The 18,175-nt window shown below is 59.5% G+C and carries 20 protein-coding genes; 18 read left to right on the top strand and 2 right to left on the bottom strand.

What is annotated here, in order from left to right; genetic code table 11:
- The first annotated feature begins 169 nt into the window (after positions 1-169).
- From ACWHTU_RS17570 to ACWHTU_RS17560, 3 genes are all read left to right on the top strand, one after another.
- Positions 170-580 carry a CBS domain-containing protein gene (locus ACWHTU_RS17570; RefSeq protein ID WP_447860705.1) on the top strand — a complete coding sequence of 137 codons (411 nt, stop codon included), beginning with the start codon at positions 170-172 and terminating at the stop codon, positions 578-580.
- A gap of 64 nt (positions 581-644) precedes the next feature.
- Positions 645-2,237, top strand: coding sequence for a fused MFS/spermidine synthase (locus ACWHTU_RS17565; protein ID WP_447860704.1), 1,593 nt, complete (start codon positions 645-647; stop codon positions 2,235-2,237).
- A 260-nt stretch (positions 2,238-2,497) separates the two neighbouring features.
- Positions 2,498-2,977, top strand: a complete 480-nt coding sequence (locus ACWHTU_RS17560; protein WP_447860703.1) for a hypothetical protein — start codon at positions 2,498-2,500, stop codon at positions 2,975-2,977.
- An 89-nt stretch (positions 2,978-3,066) separates the two neighbouring features.
- Here the strand turns inward: ACWHTU_RS17560 and ACWHTU_RS17555 are convergent, their stop codons facing one another.
- Both ACWHTU_RS17555 and ACWHTU_RS17550 read right to left on the bottom strand, forming a co-directional pair.
- On the bottom strand, positions 3,067-3,408 hold the full coding sequence (locus tag ACWHTU_RS17555; RefSeq protein WP_447860702.1) for a hypothetical protein: 342 nt from the start codon (positions 3,406-3,408) through the stop codon (positions 3,067-3,069).
- A 281-nt stretch (positions 3,409-3,689) separates the two neighbouring features.
- On the bottom strand, positions 3,690-4,037 hold the full coding sequence (locus ACWHTU_RS17550) for a 4Fe-4S dicluster domain-containing protein (RefSeq protein WP_447860701.1): 348 nt from the start codon (positions 4,035-4,037) through the stop codon (positions 3,690-3,692).
- A 242-nt stretch (positions 4,038-4,279) separates the two neighbouring features.
- Here ACWHTU_RS17550 and ACWHTU_RS17545 point away from each other — a divergent pair, with 242 nt between their 5' ends.
- From ACWHTU_RS17545 to ACWHTU_RS17475, 15 genes are all read left to right on the top strand, one after another.
- Positions 4,280-4,774, top strand: a complete 495-nt coding sequence (locus ACWHTU_RS17545) for a DUF192 domain-containing protein (RefSeq protein WP_447860700.1) — start codon at positions 4,280-4,282, stop codon at positions 4,772-4,774.
- A gap of 48 nt (positions 4,775-4,822) precedes the next feature.
- The gene (locus tag ACWHTU_RS17540) at positions 4,823-5,140 is read left to right on the top strand and encodes a Rieske (2Fe-2S) protein (protein WP_447860699.1); all 318 of its coding nucleotides are present in this window, start codon (positions 4,823-4,825) and stop codon (positions 5,138-5,140) included.
- Between the two features lie 2 nt (positions 5,141-5,142).
- Positions 5,143-5,496 carry a protease inhibitor I42 family protein gene (locus tag ACWHTU_RS17535; RefSeq protein ID WP_447860698.1) on the top strand — a complete coding sequence of 118 codons (354 nt, stop codon included), beginning with the start codon at positions 5,143-5,145 and terminating at the stop codon, positions 5,494-5,496.
- Positions 5,493-6,332, top strand: coding sequence for a D-amino-acid transaminase (dat, locus tag ACWHTU_RS17530; RefSeq protein ID WP_447860697.1), 840 nt, complete (start codon positions 5,493-5,495; stop codon positions 6,330-6,332). Before ACWHTU_RS17535 ends, dat begins: the two co-directional genes overlap by 4 nt.
- Positions 6,333-6,413: 81 nt before the next feature.
- Entirely contained in the window at positions 6,414-6,920 is a 507-nt protein-coding gene (locus ACWHTU_RS17525; protein ID WP_447860696.1) for a ribosome maturation factor RimP, read from the top strand.
- Between the two features lie 30 nt (positions 6,921-6,950).
- Complete coding sequence (nusA, locus tag ACWHTU_RS17520; RefSeq protein ID WP_447860695.1) at positions 6,951-8,153, top strand: transcription termination factor NusA; 1,203 nt, start codon at positions 6,951-6,953, stop codon at positions 8,151-8,153.
- A 12-nt stretch (positions 8,154-8,165) separates the two neighbouring features.
- Positions 8,166-10,814 carry a translation initiation factor IF-2 gene (infB, locus tag ACWHTU_RS17515; RefSeq protein ID WP_447860694.1) on the top strand — a complete coding sequence of 883 codons (2,649 nt, stop codon included), beginning with the start codon at positions 8,166-8,168 and terminating at the stop codon, positions 10,812-10,814.
- Between the two features lie 33 nt (positions 10,815-10,847).
- A complete protein-coding gene (locus tag ACWHTU_RS17510; protein WP_447860693.1) occupies positions 10,848-11,129 on the top strand; it encodes a DUF503 domain-containing protein in 282 nt (93 codons plus the stop codon).
- Between the two features lie 76 nt (positions 11,130-11,205).
- Entirely contained in the window at positions 11,206-11,625 is a 420-nt protein-coding gene (rbfA, locus tag ACWHTU_RS17505; protein ID WP_447860692.1) for a 30S ribosome-binding factor RbfA, read from the top strand.
- Between the two features lie 23 nt (positions 11,626-11,648).
- Positions 11,649-12,635: a tRNA pseudouridine(55) synthase TruB gene (gene truB, locus ACWHTU_RS17500; RefSeq protein WP_447860691.1), complete on the top strand. Its 987-nt coding sequence runs from the start codon at positions 11,649-11,651 to the stop codon at positions 12,633-12,635.
- Positions 12,636-12,682: 47 nt separating this feature from the next.
- Positions 12,683-12,952 carry a 30S ribosomal protein S15 gene (gene rpsO / locus ACWHTU_RS17495; RefSeq protein ID WP_447860690.1) on the top strand — a complete coding sequence of 90 codons (270 nt, stop codon included), beginning with the start codon at positions 12,683-12,685 and terminating at the stop codon, positions 12,950-12,952.
- Positions 12,953-13,140: 188 nt separating this feature from the next.
- Positions 13,141-15,255 carry a polyribonucleotide nucleotidyltransferase gene (gene pnp / locus ACWHTU_RS17490; protein ID WP_447860689.1) on the top strand — a complete coding sequence of 705 codons (2,115 nt, stop codon included), beginning with the start codon at positions 13,141-13,143 and terminating at the stop codon, positions 15,253-15,255.
- Between the two features lie 6 nt (positions 15,256-15,261).
- A complete protein-coding gene (locus ACWHTU_RS17485; RefSeq protein WP_447860688.1) occupies positions 15,262-16,515 on the top strand; it encodes a M16 family metallopeptidase in 1,254 nt (417 codons plus the stop codon).
- Positions 16,516-16,855: 340 nt separating this feature from the next.
- On the top strand, positions 16,856-17,365 hold the full coding sequence (locus ACWHTU_RS17480) for a hypothetical protein (RefSeq protein WP_447860687.1): 510 nt from the start codon (positions 16,856-16,858) through the stop codon (positions 17,363-17,365).
- An 83-nt stretch (positions 17,366-17,448) separates the two neighbouring features.
- Entirely contained in the window at positions 17,449-18,108 is a 660-nt protein-coding gene (locus tag ACWHTU_RS17475) for a hypothetical protein (protein ID WP_447860686.1), read from the top strand.
- Positions 18,109-18,175 lie beyond the last annotated feature (67 nt).

The raw sequence follows: 18,175 nt of genomic DNA, 5'->3' as shown, positions 1-18,175 counted from the left end.
GTCGACGGAGGGCGAGTATAGCAAAGCGTCGGAAAGCCAGCCACCCAATTCGTTTTCTTCAGCACCCAGGTACGGCCGCTTTCACGGAAGTCAGGTTCCTCGATTGACACCCCTCAGAACCGTTCAGTAGAATTCTGACCCTGCAAGAACACGGGGGAGGATCCGCGTCATGGCCCTGCAGACGGGAGCGATTTTGCGTCCTCTGGCGGTCATGATGAGCCGAGCGCTCAAAACGGTCAGCCCTGATGCGACCCTCCTCGAAGCCGCGAGACAGATGCGCGACGCCAAGGTTGGTGCGTTGCTGGTGAGCGAACGAAATGTCTACCTAGGCGTCGTCAGCGAGTCTGATCTGGTGCGCAAGGCAATGGCTGAGGGAGTCGATGCCCGGCAGACCCGCGTCTGCTCGGTAATGAGCAGCCCCTTGATCACGATCGAGATCGATCGCTCCGCGCACGATGCCAGCGACCTCATGGCGGAAAAAGGCATCCGTCACTTGGTTGTCACCGAAGAAGGCCAAATCGTCGGCATTCTTTCCGTCCGCGATCTGCTCCGGTATTTCAAGAACTGGGGAACGTTGTGATCTCTCATCCCGCGCCGCTCTCTGCTTGAACCCGACCGGACGACTTGATGAGTCCCCCAGCTACATGACCACGGGACCGGGTTCCCCTCCATCCTCTGCGGTGCTGTTGTTGGTAACCGCGCTTATCTCTGGGGCTGTCGTGATGGCGCTGGAGATACTCGGCAGCCGGTTGCTGGCACCTGTCTTCGGAAATTCCTTGTACGTGTGGGGTGCGCTGATCGGCGTGATTCTGGCGGCGATGAGCAGCGGCTATGCCTTCGGCGGGTGGTTATCGGATCGGCAGCCCGGTGAGCGGGTCCTGGCGTGGCTCTTGCTGCTTTCCGGGGGCTGGACCTTTCTGCTGGCGTGGAGCGGGCATCCCGTCATGTTCAAGGTCGCCGCACTGACGGACGACCCGCGATGGGGTCCCTGCTTGGCGGCGAGCTTCTTATTGGCCCCTCCGGCGTTTGGTCTCAGCGGGGTACTTCCGGCTCTTCTCCGCCTCGCCGTGAAGGATATGGGATATTTGGGGCGGCATGCCGGACGCATGATCGCGGTCTCGACGGTGGGGAGCTTGGTCGGAACCTGGGGCACGGCGTTCTTTCTTTTGTCCTGGCTTGGAACCCTGGCGCTGATCGGCTGGTTGGGTGGGATTCAGATTGCGCTTGGGGTACTCTGGTTCGGGCGAGGGGCTGCGTTCCGAACCCGGTCCCTTCTCCCCGTGTTCGGCGGGCTGTTTCTTCTGGCAGGATTGGTAGGCCTGGGTGGGCTGGCGGTCTATCGTATCCAACAACTGCCGAAGCCTGTGCATCAGGAGGATAGCCCCTACCAGCAGATTCGGGTGCGCGATGATGACCTGTTTCGCTATCTGATTCTCGATCGGACCTTTCACGCCGTTATGTGGAAGGCCGACCCGGTCGCACTGTTCTTACCTTACAGCCAACTATTTGTCGCAGCTCTTGCGTTTGTGCCCGAGCCCACACGCGGTTTGCTTCTTGGACACGGCGGCGGATCAATGGCGAAATGGCTGGCTCGGACCTGGCCGGATCTGGAGCTGGACGTGGTGGAGGTCGATCCTGCTGTCGTGCGGGTTGCGGAGCGGTATTTCGAGTATCACCCGCCTCCGCAGCACCACATTCATGTCAAGGATGCACGCGCGTTCCTCCGTTCCACGGCGGCGACCTACGATGTGATCTGGATCGATGTCTTCGCCAGGCACATGGTACCGTTCCACCTCACGACGAGAGAGTTTTTTTCGGAAGTGCGGGCCCACCTGAAGCCCGACGGAGTCGTCGTCGTCAACTTGGCCACATCAGGGGAAGGCGGGGATCGCTTGCGGGAGAGCGCTGTCATGCGCACGTTGCGCACGGTGTTCCCCGCTGTCGAATCATTCGGGGTGAAAGGCCCCTGGCGCACGAAACAACCCGGTGCGCAAAATGTGCTTTTCTTTGCCGGAGTTCCTCTCGATCGACTCACCTTCGAAGAATTTGCAAGCCGGGTCAGCGCCCTTGCCGCGAACGGACGGCTTCCAATGGAAGCGCTGGCGTTGCTGTCGACGCGCAGGATAGAACCTTGGCGGGCCGGACTTGCTCTCACGGACGACTATGCTCCCTACGATCTCCTGATCGGGCGCGCAGTCGATGACGGAGGACTAGAGCCGGCGGGCTTATCGCAATGATGTGAAAGCGTTGAAGAAAATTAATTGAGGCGAACGGCGTCGGCTCCCAGGGCGGCGGGAGCCAAGTGTTCCAAACTACGAGCTTGCTTCCCTTTTCACCCCTATGTTATAAGGTTCCCCACTCTGCACAGGGGCAAGTCTCTGTCTTGACAACAAAAGGAGGCGAACTGGTATCTCGGAACGAGTTCACCAATCCGTGGGCTTGGCGAGGGTTCTTTGCTAAACCTAATCACATTTCTTCTTCATGAAGGAGGTTGGTCATGGGCAAGATGATCTTATTTGTCTTTTTTAGCCTCGTCATGGTTATGGTCGGCGCGTCGGGAGCCTTCGCTCACCAGGCTGGCGGCGTCGAAATCGGCGATCTTGAAACCGGCTCCGTGGTCGGTCAACCGTTCAAGGAATTAGTGGTTGATGCGGAACTGTATGCGGTTGAGATCGGGACCGTCAAAGCCTGGTATCCGCCCGCCACGATCTTGGATTTCAAGGCTCGGCCGGGCCGTCCTGTGTTGTTGAAAGTCACGAACAGTTCCTCTGCCGAGCATGGCTTCTTGTTGACGGCGGACGAGGCATTTGGCGCGCCAACGGTGCTGAAGGCTCAAATTGTGCTGAAGCCGGGCGAAACCAAATACATCGGGGTGCCGACGAGCGATCTGTTCTATGCTACGCAGGGCGTGACGTTGAAGTACCGCTGCCATCTGCATCCGGCTCACGTCGGCGGGACGCTGCTGATGATTAAGTAGGATCCGTGCAAACAAGCGGACATGCAACCCCCGTTCATCCTGGGAGGGTGAACGGGGGTTCTTTTAGGATTTCCAGTCCTGCCGGCTGATCAAGCCTGATTCTGCTCTTCCGGTTGACATTCGGAAGGCGAATCGAGCGGGATGTTCTGAGCTCCGGCCACCTTACCCTCGACGATCAGCAGGAGAAACCGGCTTTCGGTGGGTTCTTGTTTGAATCGTTCCAGGACGACGGTGTTGACGTCCACGACGAGTTCATCCTCGTCCCATTGCGCGCTGTTCACCACCCAGAAATGGCTCATCGCGTCCGGGAACCGGGCGGTCACGAATCGCTCGATGATGGAGCCAAGGTCGCCCGTGCTTGGATCGGCTGGTGCCGCCAGCCACAGGGTCGTCGCAATAAAAAAATAGAACAGAGCCCGTGTAGGGTTCATGGTTTCACCTCCGAGCGCTTGCCCAACTCGGTTCGGCCGGACATTCTCTACGATGATCAGCTTGCCCGCCGCAGTTGGTTCTGATGAGAAGAGGCCAACGCGCCCTTTTTTAGAAAAAATTGTACTGCTCCGCCGACCATAAAATCCAGGAATATGCTGGTTGGTCCCGCAAAGGTGACGGGGTCAAAAACAAAACAGCAAGGCCCTCGCCTCCGCTACAGCGGCGAGGGCCTTGGATGTCAAGGGAAAGCAGCGCGAAGAACTGTGAGGCTCGGGGCGGTTTAGTTCCGCACCCCGCTCCACACCTTATTAGGATCGATCTGCTTGTCGGGATTGAGCTTCCTTGCTTTTTCGAGGAGTGCCTCCGTGGTCTCGGGATAGGCCGGGTCTGGCACACAACAGTTGTCCACCGGACAGACAGCGGCGCACTGGGGTTCGTCGAAATGGCCGACACATTCGGTGCAGCGATCATGAGTGATCACATAAATATTGTCGCCGACCCCTTGGCCATCGCTCACATGGTAGCCTTTGCTTTCGGCATCGCTCCTGGTTTCGAAGATGGCCTCGTTGGGGCACTCTGGGAGACAGGCTCCACAAGAGATGCATTCGTCGGTAATCAGCAGTGACATGACCCTTGCCTCCTTCCCGCGGTATCCGATGTGCTAGAAAAGACAGATCAAACGTTGAATCGCTCCGGTCGCTTCGGCGCGGCCTTCAAAGATCATAAAAAGTGTGTCATTCTAGTTCGCTGTACTTTTCCAAGTCAACTGTGGCCGGGCTGTTCAGAAGACCTATGTGCTCGATATGATGATGAGCCGTTCGACCCAAGCCTCGCGAGAGAATATGCGCGTCCTAAGTTGAGCGTCACGCGATGAGTTCTACAACAGAGTCCGATCCTCGTCAGAGAAAACAGCGCGCGGTCGTTCTGATCCTGCTCGCCATTTTGTTGATCAGCGCTAGCGTGTTCTTCGGCAATCATAAAGATGCCGACATCATTGTCGTGACACTTCCGAGCGGGAATCAGATCGAAGCCGAGGTCGCCGACACGCCCGAGAAGCTGCTGTTCGGGCTTGCCTTCAGGGAGGAATTGCCCGAGGGCTCCGGAATGCTCTACATCTTTGAAGCTTCCGGTCCGCATCGCGTCCGCACGAAAGGATACCGCATTCCCGTGGACATGATCTGGGTCGACGAATATCGCCACATCGTCCATCTCGTCGAACATGCGGAGCCATGCGCCGAAGATCCCTGCCCTTTTTACGGACCTCCTCCTGAACACGCGCGCTATATCCTTCAGGCGACCGCCGGGCTGATCCGTCGCGAACATCTTCAGACCGGTGCTGAGTTGAAATTCGCATTGCGGTTGTAAAATCCTCCGGTCCGCTCTGCGGACTGACTGTTGAGCAAGGGGTGAACGATGAACGGATTTCAATTCGTGGCGCGGGTCGATGAAATTCCTCCGGGCCGTGCGAAGGTTGTGATCGTGAACGGGAAGCCAATCGCGCTGTTCAACGTCGACGGCGCATTTTACGCGATTTACAACGTCTGTCCGCATGAAGGTGGCCCACTCGCTGAGGGACGGCTGAAGGGATGTGTGGTGTCCTGTCCATGGCATGACTTGGCGTTTGATGTGCGGAATGGGCAGGGAACCGATGGAGGTGGATACTGCGTCGGCAGCTATGAAGTCCGCGTCGAGGGGCAGGACGTCTTTGTCGGTGGCCGGCGCAAACTCTAGCTATGAATCGGCAGGGCGAAGCGCTGGCGAGCGAACAAGAGCGAGACGCTAAGGTGCTGACGTCTCGAATGGGCGAGCTGTTGCGGATTCGCCTCTGGGAAGACCGTACCAGAGGAGAACTCTGGATTCCGTGCTACGATCCCGCGGCGTTGGTGCTCGTCGGTGACGATTTCCTGCGGATCGCGAGTGGCAATGCGGTCGATGCCGGTCGCCGGACTTTTGAGTTCAAACCGGTCGCGCCGGGTACGCACCGGGTGGTATTCGAAAAGCGGTTGGGCTGGAAATTCACAGCCGAAGAGCGACGCGTGTTTCTCGTTCAGGTCTCTCCGGGAGGCGACTGTTCGGCGAGGGGATGATGCCTGACATCGGATTTGTCAATGGGCAGTTCATGCCGCTGGCGGACGCCGTCGTTTCCGTCGAGGACCGCGGCTTTCAATTTGGCGACGGAGTCTACGAAGTCATCCGAACATACGGCGGCCGGCCGTTTCACTTGAACGCGCACCTTGCCCGGCTGGAACGCAGCGCAAAAGCCATCGACTTGCCCTGCCCGCTCTCTCCCGCGCAATGGGCGGAACGAGTCGCCGAAGGAATCCGCCTGGCCGGCTATCGGGAGTGCAAAGTGTACCTTCAGCTCACGCGAGGGCCTGCGCCCAGAGATCATATATTCCCCACCGCCGTCCATCCTACCGTGGTGATGACGGTCCGGGAACTCCATCCCCTGAGCGACGGCCTCCGGTCCGGTGTGAGCGCGATTACCCTCCCGGACTTCCGCTGGGGACGATGCGATATCAAGAGCATCGGTCTCCTGGCCAATGTACTGGCCCGTCAGCGTGCCAAAGACGCGGGCGCGTTTGAAGCCATCTTTATCAGGGACGGAGAGGTCACGGAAGGTGCGGTCAGCAACGTGATGATCGTGCGACGCGGCGTCCTCGCGACCTCTCCGGAGGGGGAGCGCATTCTGTCCGGCGTGACGAGGAGCCTTGTGCTCGAGCTGGCTCGCAAGGAGGGTCTTGCCGTACAAGAGCGCCCCGTATCGGAAGCGGAGTTGCGAGGAGCCGACGAAGTTTTTCTGACTGGGACGACCGTCGAAGTGCTGCCGGTCAACCGGATCGATGGAATCGCGATCGGGTCCGGTCGGCCTGGCCCCGTCGTGACCCTGTTGGCAGCGCGTTTTCGCAACCTGACGGTGTAAAGGCCCCTTGCTTTGCTGGGGACATCGTGGTATTTTGCTTTCGCGTGAAGTGGGCGTCGGCCCACTTTTTTGTTTGCGGCGATGGCTGCGGCGGCGGTCGCGGAGGGATATGTGTACAATTCCCAGCGAGTCGCCGAGCGCATCCGGGAGATCGCGTCTCCGATTCTCTGGGCGCTCGGCTTGGAGTTGGTGGATGTCGTCTGCTCGGGAGACGGCCCTCGCACGGTCGTTCGGATCTTCATCGATAAGCCGGGCGGCGTGACGTTGCACGATTGCGAACAGGCGCATTTGTCGCTCGGCCCGGCGATGGATGTGGCAGATCCTATCCCGCATGCGTACACGCTCGAGGTGTCGTCCCCCGGATTAGACCGGCCCTTGAAACGAGTTGAAGATTACCGCCGGGCGGTCGGGAAATCCCTCAATCTGAAGCTGAAAGCTCCCGTCGAAGGCCGGTGGCGGATTGTCGGACGGCTTGTGGCGGTCGAAGATCACGCCGTGGTGGTGGAGTTGGAAAACTCGGCGGTTCGGGAAACGGTTCGGTTGGAGTTGGAGGCTATTGCGGAGGCCAAATTCGAGGTGAGGTTCTAGGGCGAGCGGGACGAGGGGCGAAGGTGAGCCATGAACAGAGAACTGATCGCGGTCATTGATCAAATCGGACGGGAAAAAGGCATCGACAAGGCGAGGGTGATCAGCGCCATCGAGGCCGCTCTGCAGACCGCAGCCAAAAAGCGATTCGGCCAGGCTGAGAACATTCAAGTCGAAATCGACCCGAAAACCGGTGAGATTTCGGTCGTCTCGAAGAAAGTCATCGTCGATACGGTCACCAACCCCAAAGCCGAAATTTCGCTTGCAGAAGCCCGGGAGTTCGACAGCGAGGCGGAGATCGGCGATGAGATCGGCTCGTTGATCGAGATGGACGAACTGGGCCGCATCGCGGCGCAAACGGCCAAGCAGGTGATCTTTCAGAAGGTCCGGGAAGCCGAATGGGAGGCGGTCCAGAAAGAATATGCGACGCGGGTGGGCGATCTGGTCAACGGGATCATCCTAGGTATGGAGCGACGCAACTACCTCGTCGATCTGGGTAAAACGGAGGCGATTTTGCCCGTGCAGGAACAGATCCCTCGGGAAACTTATCGACGGGGTGATCGCGTCAAAGCGTACCTGTTGGAGGTGCGGCGCACGCCCAAGGACGTGCAAGTGATTCTGTCCCGTAGCCATCCTCAGTTCGTCGCCAAACTGTTTGAACTGGAGGTGCCCGAGGTCGCGGAAAAGATCGTGGAGATCAAGGCGATTGTGCGGGAGCCGGGCGACCGGACCAAGATCGCGGTCGCGTCGCGCGACAAAGCTGTGGACCCCGTCGGGGCCTGCGTCGGCATTAAGGGATCGCGGGTGCAGGCGGTGGTGCGGGAGTTGCGGGGAGAAAAGATCGACATCGTCGCCTGGACGTCTGATCCGCGAGTATTCATCGCAGAAGCACTCAACCCCGCCACCATCGAGAAGGTCGGGATCGATGAAGAGAAGAAGTCCGCGCTCGTTGTCGTCGCCGATTCGCAACTTTCGCTGGCAATCGGCAAAAACGGCCAAAACGTCCGTTTGGCGGCGAGACTGACGGGCTGGAAGATCGACATCATTAGCGCGACCGAATACGAGAAAGAGAAGGCCGAGCGGGATAGGGAGATCAGGGCGGCTCTCGCCGAGGAGGCCGAGGCGCAACGAGAGCAGGAAGAAGCGGCCCGGGCGAGCCGTGGCGCTGGTGAAAAGCCGCTGCTAGCGGAAGCCGCTGCGATGCCCGAGGCTGCAGCCGCGGGTGAGGTCCAATAGGGATGGAGCGAGATGCGGGTGTATGAGCTGGCCAAGAAGCTGAGCATGGAGAATCGTGAACTCATTCCCGAGTTGAAACGGATGGGTATCGCGGTCGCCTCCCACAGCAGCACTCTCGACGACGAGACAGCGCAGCGTGTCATAGAAAAATTAGCGCCGAAAGGCAAGACCACGGTCAAAGGCGAAGCCAAGACCGCGGAGACGGGCGACCAACCCGAGTCTCGCGCCGAAAAAAGAGGAATCCGTTCTCACCGCGAAGAAGGGAGTGTGGCATCTCAGGCTTCAGTGCGGGAGGCAGGACGCGATTCGGGCAGGCCCGCTTCCGCGCGACTGCAACAGCCGGCCGTTGAGGAGGCTCCCAAGCCGGACAAGCGGCGCATTCTGATCAAAAGAAAAAAAACCGAAGAAACGACCGTGGAGCCAGTTGCGGGTGCGCCACCGGACGTTACCACCAAGCCAGGCCCCTTGCTCCAGGATACCGCCCGCCTAGCCGGTCCTTCACCGACGCCTGCAGCGGCCGAGCCGCCGCAGGTTGAATCCCAGCTCGAGAGCTCACCGTCTCCGGTGCGGACGGCTGATGTGGTTTTCCCTAGTATTCAGCCTGAGGTGCGCGAGATTAAACCGGCTCAGCCGCCACCGACGGTCTCCACCGTCGAGCCGCTCCTCCCTATCGGGAAGAAAAAGAGCTTCTCGATCGAGGCGCTCGAACCCGAAGGAATTGGGCTGAAGGACAAGCTCAAGAAAGTCCGCAAGCCCAGCCGGGCCCGCGAGGAGGAAGACGTCCGGTTTCGTGACGATGCGGCTCGCTGGGAAGACTTGCGGGCCATTCCCGTGCACCGGAGGGAAGATCGCTCCCGCCATGTTCAGCCGAGTTCCACCGCCGAGATTACCAAGCCTCGCAAGAAGAGCGTCAAGCTGACCGCCGGTCTGACGGTGAAAGAGTTTGCGGAATTGATCGGACAGCGACCGGCCGATATCGTCCGCAAGTTGATGGACATGGGGCAGATGCTGACGTTCAACCAGCCCATTAATCTGGACGCCGCCGTGCTGATCGCCGAAGAGTTCGGTGTCAGGGCGGAAGTCTCGACGGAAAAGGCGGCTGAAGAACTGCTGAAGGAAGCGGCCGAGGAGTTGGCCGACGAACGGCTGGAGCCGCGGCCTCCCGTCGTCACGATCATGGGGCACGTCGATCACGGCAAGACCTCGCTGCTGGACGCGATTCGTCAGACCAGAGTGACGGAGCAAGAGGCCGGCGGTATCACGCAGCATATCGGCGCCTATACGGTCCGCGTGAACGGTAGGCAGGTGACCTTCTTGGATACGCCGGGTCATGAGGCGTTCACCGCCATGCGCGCGCGAGGAGCAAAAGTCACCGACATCGTGGTGCTCGTGGTGGCGGCCGATGACGGCGTGATGCCGCAAACCGTCGAAGCGATCCACCATGCAAAAGCGGCCGGGGTACCTCTCATTGTCGCGATCAACAAGATTGATAAGCCCGGTGCAAACCCGGACCGGGTCAAGCACGCACTTTCAGAGCATGGCCTGATTCCCGAGGCCTGGGGCGGCGACACCATCATGGTCGAAGTCTCGGCCAAGCAAAAAATCGGATTGGACACGTTGCTGGAAATGATTTTGCTCCAGGCCGAGGTGCTGGAACTCAAAGCCAATCCGCATCGTCCCGCCAAGGGCACGGTGATCGAGGCCAAATTGGATCGTGGGCGCGGACCGGTGGCGACGGTGTTGGTTCAAAACGGCACCCTGCGCGTGGGTGACGCGTTCGTGGTCGGGACGTTCAGCGGCCGCGTCCGGGCCTTGATCGCGGATACGGGGGGCAAGGTGCAAGAAGCCGGACCCTCGACACCGGTCGAGGTCATCGGCCTCCCCGGCGTCCCGTCGGCCGGTGATGCCTTTCAAGTCGTCAAAGATGAGCGTGTGGCCCGGGAGATCGCCGAGGCCCGGGCGCTCAAGCAGCGGACTGCAGAGCTGGCGGGTCCAGCGAAAGTCACCCTGGATGATCTGTACGCCAAGATCAAGGAAGGGGATGTCAAAGAGCTCCCGCTTGTGATCAAGGCCGACGTGCAGGGGTCTGCCGAAGCGTTGGCAGCCGCGGTGGAAAAACTCCCGGCCGGCGCCGTCAAGCTTCGTGTGATCCACAGCGGGGTCGGCGGCATTACGGAGACCGATGTGCTCCTGGCGTCCGCGTCGCGGGCGATCATCATCGGCTTCAACGTTCGCCCGGAAGCCAAGGCCGCAGCCTTGGCTGAGCAGGAGGGCGTCGACATCCGGCTTTACAGCGTCATTTACGACGCCATTGCGGATATCAAGGCCGCGATGGAAGGATTACTCGAACCCACGGTGAAGGAACGCGTGCTAGGACGGGCTGAAGTACGTCAACTCTTTACCATTCCCAAGGTCGGCGTCATCGCCGGCTGCTATGTGGTCGATGGAACCATCACCCGGGCGAGCGCAGGTGTGCGGGTCGTCAGGGACCATGTGACTGTGTATGAGGGCAAACTGGGCTCGCTGCGCCGGTTCAAGGACGATGTGCGGGAGGTGCAGCAAGGCTACGAGTGCGGTATCGGCATCGAAAACTTCAACGATCTCAAAACCGGAGACATCATCGAGGCCTACGTCCTCGACAAGGTCGCGGCTAAGCTCTGAGCCAAAAGGCCAGTGTCTCCCTCGGCGGCGGACATGATCGTCGGGCTGTGCACGGTCGAACTGTTCATTCCGAACGGCCACTCTCTCAAAGCCAAACGCCAAATTCTGGTGAGTCTCAAGGACCGGCTGCACGGCAAATTTAACGTCTCCGTCGCAGAAGTGGGCGAGCAGGAGTTGTGGCAAAAAGCGATTCTGGGCATCGCTTGCGTCTCGAACGAGCGGGCCCATGTCAACCGGGTTCTCGATCAGGCGCTGAACGTCATTCGGGGAGTACCGGCGATTCAGGTCGTGCGCACTCAGATAGAACTGCTGTGAGGCGAACGGGGGGCGCGGAGTCGGGGTGTATGAACGCGCGCCTGCGCATGAGGCAAAGCTGTGAGGAGCGGAAATAATGAGGACCGCGTACAAGCGCGCCGATCGTGTAGCCGATCAAATCCGCATGGAGGTTGCCGACATCCTGATGCGCAAGACGAAGGACCCTCGCCTGCGCTCCGTCACGGTCACGGATGTGCTGCTCAGTAATGACCTGCGTCTGGCTCGCATCTACGTCACCACGATCGCGGGAGAAGAAGGCGAGCGGGAGGTTTTCGCCGGACTGACCCGGGCCAACGGATTCATTCGGACCGAGTTGGGGCGGCGATTGACGATCCGCCATATCCCTGAATTGCTTTTCGTGAAGGATGTCAGCGGTCCTCGGGGGGACCGGGTGCTGCGTCTGCTGGAGAGTCTCCACGTAGAACCGGAGGTCGAACCGGGGCCGCCCGAGACGAACTCCGCGACTCACACGATTGATCCTGCCGATGCTTCGTAGCAGGGAACTCTTGGGACCAACGCATGCTGCGTGGCGCTCAGACATCTCAATCCTGTGAAATCGGCGACGGCGTTTTGAACGTGAGCAAACCGGCGGGCTGGACCTCGCACGATGTGGTGGCCAAGGTGAGAGGCCTGTTGCGGGAAAGTAAGATCGGCCATGCTGGCACCTTGGACCCGGCGGCGACGGGGGTGCTGCCGCTGTTGATCGGGCGAGGCACGCGGATTGCCGAATATCTACTGGATTGGGATAAGGAATATCAGGCGGTACTGCGGCTGGGAGTGACGACCGACACCCAAGACGCGACCGGCGCTACACTGGCGACGTGCGTTTTGGACGGGTTGACTGCGGACCGAATCCAGCAGGCGGCGTCTCGCTTTCAGGGACGGCTGATGCAGATTCCCCCTATGTATTCGGCCGTGAAAGTGAGGGGGGTGCCGCTGTATAAGGCGGCGCGGGCGGGCAAGAGCGTGATGCGCAAACCGCGTGAAGTGACCGTCTATGAAATCGAGGTACTGGAAGTGAACCTGCCCGACGTGTCGTTGCGCGTGCGCTGTTCCAAAGGGACATATATCCGGACCTTGTGTGTCGACATCGGCGAGGTGCTTGGGGTGGGAGGCCATTTGCTGGCCTTGGAGCGCCGGCGTGTCGGGCCGCTCGTGTTGGAGCAAGCGGTTACGTTGGAGGACATCGCCCGCCGGTCTATGACCGGACGGCTGGCCGAGTCTCTCCTGTCGCTGGACGAAGCGCTCCGAACACTGCCTGCAGTCGTCGTGGATCAGCGCACGGGGCAGAGGGTCGTCCATGGAGCGCCGGTTCCGCTGCGGGGGGTTATGGAATGGGAATCTCCGACTGGGGAGCCCTACCGGCGGGGACCGGTCCGAATCAAGGATCAAGCGGGGCGTCTGCTGGCGATCGGTGCTGTGCCTGATAGAAGTGGAGCAAGCGGAGCATTCCAGGATCCGGCGGAAATCGCGGTGGTAGTCGAGAAAGTGTTGGTTGAAGCGTAAGGTGAGCGGGATAGAGGTGGACGAGGGACAACCAGGAGCAGGGGAACATGGCGTTGCTCAAGGAGACGAAAACAGAATTGATTCGCCAGTATCGGCGGCACGACAGGGATAGTGGCTCGCCGGAGGTGCAGATCGCCATCCTGACGAACCGGATCGGCTATCTGACGGAGCATTTCAAAATCCATAAGAAAGACCATCATTCGCGGCGTGGGTTGCTCAACCTAGTCGGCCGGCGACGGCGCCTGTTGGACTACCTGCGCCGTATCGATGAGGCCCGCTATCGGGCGGTTCTGGAGCGACTGGGAATCAGGAAGTAACCCTGGCTCCAGTCGCTCCTGCGCTTCGGCGCGTGTATTCACCGGCTGCCGCCACAGGTGAACACGGACATGGGCTGGAACCAAGCTGGCAGCTAATGGCTAGCAGCAGGCTTTTCGCTGTTACGAGTTTTGCGTTCAAGCGCATCTCTGTGGGCATCTGTGGGGCAGGGAACAAAGGAGACCTCTAGATGATTCACGCAGTGGAACTGGATGTCGCGGGCCGCAGGCTGAGGCTCGAAACCGGCCGTGTGGCGAAACAGGCCAGCGGTGCCGTGTGGGCATCCTACGCCGACACGGTCGTACTGGCTACGGCCGTCGCGTCGCAGACCGTAAAGCCCGGGATCGATTTTCTCCCATTGACCGTCGATTACCAGGAAAAAGCCTATGCGGCCGGCAAGATTCCCGGCGGCTATTTCAAACGCGAAGGCCGTCCCTCGGAAAAAGAGGTGCTGACCAGTCGGTTGATCGACCGGCCCCTGCGGCCGCTGTTTCCGGACGGCTATTACTTCGAAACGCAGGTCATCGCCTCCGTGCTCTCGGCCGACAAGACGGGTTCGTCGGATGTGATCGGCATCACCGCCGCGTCGGCGGCGTTGGCGATCTCAGACATCCCGTTCGGCGGACCGGTGGCCGGGATCAAGGTTGGGCGAGTGGACGGGCGGTTCGTCATCAATCCCGACCTGGAGACCCTGGAGCGGAGCGATCTGCATCTGGTGGTCGCCGGAACCGCGGACGCGGTCATGATGGTGGAAGGGGGAGCCAACGAGCTGCCTGAAAACGTCATGATCGAAGCGATCGAGTTGGCGCACGAAGAAATCAAAAAAATCGTGGCCAAGATTGTCGAGCTCCAGGCGGTGGCGGGCAAACCCAAACGTCCGGTGGTGAACGAACAGATCGATCCGGCGTTGGAGGAAGCCGTGCGGGCGCTCGTGGCGGGTCCCATTCGCGACGCGATCCTCATTCCGAACAAGACTGCCCGGCAAGAACGGCTGGATCAAATTCTCAGTGAAGCGGTCGAGAAGCTCAAGGGCGATGACCCAAATCGCGAGCGGCACATCAAGCTGATCTTTCACTCGCTGGAATACAGCGAAGTGCGCAACATGATTTTGGAGAAGGGCGTACGGGCCGACGGCCGAGGGCCGGCTGATATCCGGCCGATCACCTGCGAGGTTGGCGTCTTGCCTCGTACCCATGGGTCGGCTCTGTTTACACGGGGAGAAACCCAGAGCCTGGCGGTCGTCACTTTAGGAACGACTGAAGACGAGCAGCGGGTGGACGCTTTGGAAGGCGAATATTCCCGAACCTTCATGCTCCATTATAATTTCCCGCCCTTCAGCGTTGGAGAAGCCAGGCCGCTGCGTTCTCCTGGGCGCCGGGAGGTCGGACACGGTGCGCTGGCGGAACGAGCCTTGAAACCCGTCATTCCTTCCAAAGAAACGTTCCCCTACACGCTCCGGATCGTGTCGGACATCCTGGAATCAAACGGCTCATCGTCAATGGCGACTGTCTGTGGCGGGACGCTGGCTCTGATGGACGCGGGTGTGCCGATCAAGGAGCCGGTCGCGGGGATCGCCATGGGGCTCATTAAAGAGGGAGACCGGGTCATGGTGCTCTCGGACATCCTGGGCCTGGAAGACCATCTGGGGGATATGGATTTCAAGGTTACGGGGACCAAGCATGGCGTAACGGCCCTGCAGATGGACATCAAGATTGCCGGCATCACGCCGGCGTTGATGCGGCAGGCGCTGGATCAGGCCCGGGTGGGCCGATTGCATATCCTCGTGCGAATGCTTGAAGCGCTCAGCGGGCCTCGGGCGAATTTGTCTCCTTTCGCGCCCCGCATTTTCACCATGAAGGTCAAGCCGGACAAGATTCGCGAAGTCATCGGCCCCGGGGGGAAAACCATCCGCAGCATCATCGCCGAGTGCGGCGTCAAGATCAACGTGGAAGACAGCGGCGTTATCTCTATCGCCGCCGTGGACGAGGCGTCGGCCAAGAAAGCGATGGACATGATCAACAAGCTGACGGAAGAGGTCGAGGTCGGCAAGATCTATTTGGGAACGGTGCGCAAGATCATGGACTTCGGGGCATTCGTCGAAGTCCTGCCCGGGACTGACGGGTTGGTGCACATTTCTCAGCTCGCCCATCATCGCGTCAAATCTGTCTCCGACGAGGTGTCCGAGGGCGATCAGATCTTGGTCAAGGTTCTCGAAATCGACAAACAAGGCAAGATTCGGTTGAGCCGGAAGGAAGCGATGCCCGCGCCGTCAACATCCGCTGCGAAAGAACCTGCCGCAGGATAGCGAGACGTGTATAGAAAACTCGTGCTGGACAACGGCCTCCGCGTGGTTACCGAGAGGATTCCGACCTTGCGATCGGTGACCGTCGGGATTTGGGTCACTGTCGGCTCACGCGATGAACGGAAAGGCGAGGAGGGACTGTCCCACTTCATCGAGCATATGTTTTTCAAAGGGACCCGGCGCCGATCGGCGACGCAAATTTCGCGGGAGATCGACGCGCTCGGCGGAGAGATGAACGCCTTCACCGGCCGGGAGACGACGACGTTTTACGTCAAGGTGCAGGATCAGCAGCTCGAGCCTGCTCTCGAGTTGCTGGCAGATCTGTTTCATCACTCCCGGTTCGATGCCAGAGAAATCCAAAAAGAAAAACAGGTGGTCCTCGAAGAAATTCGGATGGTGCAGGACGATCCCGAAGATCTCGTGCAGGATCTCCATACCAAACAGGCGCTGGCGCGCCATCCGCTTGGGCGTCCAATCCTGGGACGCTCATCCACGATCAAGGGATTGCGCCGACAGCACCTGCTGGACTATACGCGGCGCCACTATGATCCACGTCACACGATCATTGCGGTGGCCGGGAATTTCGAGGAGAAAACCATAGAGCCGTTGCTGGCCCGCTTCTTCGGCCGGTTCAAATCGAACGGCTTTCCGCAGCCCAACCGATGGCCGCCGGAAATCAAGGGCGGTGTGATCGTTCAACGGAAGCCGTTGGAGCAGGTTCACCTCTGCCTCGGGCTGAAGGGAGTACCGGCCGGGCATAAGGATCGGTACGCCGCTCATGCGCTGAACGGGATCCTGGGCGGCAGCGTGAGTTCGCGACTGTTTCAAGAGATCAGGGAGAAGCGCGGCCTGGCGTATTCCATTTATTCCTATCTCTCGACCTTCTCCGACGCGGGAACTCTTACTGTCTATGCGGCGACGAGGCCCAAGGAAGTGCCGCGCGTGATCGAGTTGGTCTGCCGCGAGTTGAATCGTCTGCGGTCTTCCGGGGTGGGGAAAAAGGAACTTGATCGGGCCAAAAACCAGATGAAAGGCAGTCTGATGTTGAGCCTGGAAAGCTCGGACAGTCGGATGAGCAAGCTGGCCAAAGATGAACTCTATCTCGGCCACCATACGTCTCTTGGCGATATGCTGGTCGAAATCGATCGGGTTTCCGAGGAACAAGTGCACCATCTGAGCTGTGAATTGTTCGATCCGCGCTGTCTCTCCGTCACTGCGCTGGGGCCCGTTTCCCGAAATGCGATCCAGCCGTCTTTCGCTTGAGAATCCTGCTTCGCAACGGACCGTCGACGACCAGGGTATGATCGGTAAGTCGGTCCCCTAAGAACTTGAGATTCCGACTGGTTTTGATAGATGACCGCAGAAAGGGACGGCCCAAAACATTCCCTTGACACCATACTGGGATTTCAGTACGATGTCCGCGTTTTTCGTCGCAGAAGCAGAAAAAGAGATTTCAAACGCGCAGCGGGAACGAAACGAAAGGGGGTGTGGAGCGGGTTCTCGCGTTGAGGCGTTCTGGGAATTATAAAAAAATGGAATTTTCGTGTGGGGTATGGTTCTTCATCGTTTTTGTCGTTCATTCATTATGAAGGAGGGACAAGGTATGAAGAGGGTCGTAGTCATAGCGGCAGTCGCGCTGCTCGCCGGTGTTGGCTTGATGACGGCCGAGTTCGTGGCCGCAGCCGACGCTCCCAGTGCTGCGGGTCCCACGGAGCAGATCATCGGCGGAAAGCCTCTAAAAGGTGAACCGGTCAAGACGTTGAAGGGACGCGTCTGGGCACAGTGGGCGGATAACCCTGATACAGAGTTGTTGTTCGGGATTCAATATTGGAATACCGGTGAGCCGGCGTCAGGGACTCCTTTTGGTCGCTCTTCCACCGACTTGGATGTGAAGCCGCCCGATCCGCTATTCACCTGCTGCGCCTGGGGGTTCACCGGCGGAACTGAGAAGAACAACCCGTATTCCGGCTGGTACCATGCCGCGACGACCGTCCGTCTGGCGGTGAAGGACAAGGCGCTTATGGACCAAATCATCAAAGCGTCCCAAGACCTTGTGGCGATGGAAGTCACCCTCGATGGCCGGACCATCACCGGGTTCAAAGTGCTCAAATAAAAAATAATACAACATAGGTCATGGCGGCGCTTGGAAAGACGAATTTTTATCGTTCATAGCCAGCGTTGAAGGAGGGATAGATCATGAAGCTTCATACAAAAGGCTGGGCCTTTCTGGCTGTCTTGGCCTTGATGGTCGGTGCGACATCGACCGCTCTTGCCATTGAGGCGTTTCAGGAGCGGTTCGAATGGGGGGATATGAGCCAGCCGACGACCCTCCAAGGACGGGTGATTATCCTGGATCCATATGACGAGGCGGTGTGGATTAACATTGCTGTCTTCGGCGGTAACGCCGAGAGCGGATACTTCTGGCAAAAGATTCATCCGGGCAAGACGTTGAAATTCTATGCAGCGAACAAGGAGGTATGGGAAAAACTGAAAGCCTTGGCTCGCCCGCATGCCGGTCCGGCTGCTGCCAAGGAAGTGCCGCCGGCAAGCAAGACAGCCCTGGTTGAGTTCGTTGCCCAGGAAGTCGAGCAGAACCATCGGGTGATCCACTCCGTCAAGGAGCTTCCGGAGATCGCTGGCGCACCGGGCAAGACACTGAGCATTACTGCCCTCCGGCTTAAGGAATGCCAGGGGAAGAACGAATTGGATCCGGCGTGTTACAAGGCCAAGCAGACCCTCAACACTTCTCCGAAAGGGGCAGAGGCTGTGGCGATGCAATACGACGTGCTGAGCCCCGACAAGAAGCCGCTGGCTGGCTTGATTCCCTGGACAGCGCCTTATAACGAAGGCAAATAACGCGGGGCCTTTTCAGGAAAAAGCGGCACCCTCGAATGGGGTGCCGCTTTTTTAATTTCCGCGTATG

The sequence above is a fragment of the Nitrospira calida genome (genome assembly GCF_976986435.1).
Note: the sequence above shows the minus strand (reverse complement) of the source record. Positions and strands in the feature narration are given on the sequence as shown.

What these genes read in the sequence shown, in the direction of transcription:
- ACWHTU_RS17570 (WP_447860705.1), top strand. Translation starts at nt 170, where the DNA reads ATGGCCCTGCAGACGGGAGCGATTTTGCGTCCTCTGGCGGTCATGATG.
- ACWHTU_RS17565 (WP_447860704.1), top strand. Translation starts at nt 645, where the DNA reads ATGACCACGGGACCGGGTTCCCCTCCATCCTCTGCGGTGCTGTTGTTG.
- ACWHTU_RS17560 (WP_447860703.1), top strand. Translation starts at nt 2,498, where the DNA reads ATGGGCAAGATGATCTTATTTGTCTTTTTTAGCCTCGTCATGGTTATG.
- ACWHTU_RS17555 (WP_447860702.1), bottom strand. Translation starts at nt 3,408, where the DNA reads ATGAACCCTACACGGGCTCTGTTCTATTTTTTTATTGCGACGACCCTG.
- ACWHTU_RS17550 (WP_447860701.1), bottom strand. Translation starts at nt 4,037, where the DNA reads ATGTCACTGCTGATTACCGACGAATGCATCTCTTGTGGAGCCTGTCTC.
- ACWHTU_RS17545 (WP_447860700.1), top strand. Translation starts at nt 4,280, where the DNA reads ATGAGTTCTACAACAGAGTCCGATCCTCGTCAGAGAAAACAGCGCGCG.
- ACWHTU_RS17540 (WP_447860699.1), top strand. Translation starts at nt 4,823, where the DNA reads ATGAACGGATTTCAATTCGTGGCGCGGGTCGATGAAATTCCTCCGGGC.
- ACWHTU_RS17535 (WP_447860698.1), top strand. Translation starts at nt 5,143, where the DNA reads ATGAATCGGCAGGGCGAAGCGCTGGCGAGCGAACAAGAGCGAGACGCT.
- dat (WP_447860697.1), top strand. Translation starts at nt 5,493, where the DNA reads ATGATGCCTGACATCGGATTTGTCAATGGGCAGTTCATGCCGCTGGCG.
- ACWHTU_RS17525 (WP_447860696.1), top strand. Translation starts at nt 6,414, where the DNA reads ATGGCTGCGGCGGCGGTCGCGGAGGGATATGTGTACAATTCCCAGCGA.
- nusA (WP_447860695.1), top strand. Translation starts at nt 6,951, where the DNA reads ATGAACAGAGAACTGATCGCGGTCATTGATCAAATCGGACGGGAAAAA.
- infB (WP_447860694.1), top strand. Translation starts at nt 8,166, where the DNA reads ATGCGGGTGTATGAGCTGGCCAAGAAGCTGAGCATGGAGAATCGTGAA.
- ACWHTU_RS17510 (WP_447860693.1), top strand. Translation starts at nt 10,848, where the DNA reads ATGATCGTCGGGCTGTGCACGGTCGAACTGTTCATTCCGAACGGCCAC.
- rbfA (WP_447860692.1), top strand. Translation starts at nt 11,206, where the DNA reads ATGAGGACCGCGTACAAGCGCGCCGATCGTGTAGCCGATCAAATCCGC.
- truB (WP_447860691.1), top strand. Translation starts at nt 11,649, where the DNA reads ATGCTGCGTGGCGCTCAGACATCTCAATCCTGTGAAATCGGCGACGGC.
- rpsO (WP_447860690.1), top strand. Translation starts at nt 12,683, where the DNA reads ATGGCGTTGCTCAAGGAGACGAAAACAGAATTGATTCGCCAGTATCGG.
- pnp (WP_447860689.1), top strand. Translation starts at nt 13,141, where the DNA reads ATGATTCACGCAGTGGAACTGGATGTCGCGGGCCGCAGGCTGAGGCTC.
- ACWHTU_RS17480 (WP_447860687.1), top strand. Translation starts at nt 16,856, where the DNA reads ATGAAGAGGGTCGTAGTCATAGCGGCAGTCGCGCTGCTCGCCGGTGTT.
- ACWHTU_RS17475 (WP_447860686.1), top strand. Translation starts at nt 17,449, where the DNA reads ATGAAGCTTCATACAAAAGGCTGGGCCTTTCTGGCTGTCTTGGCCTTG.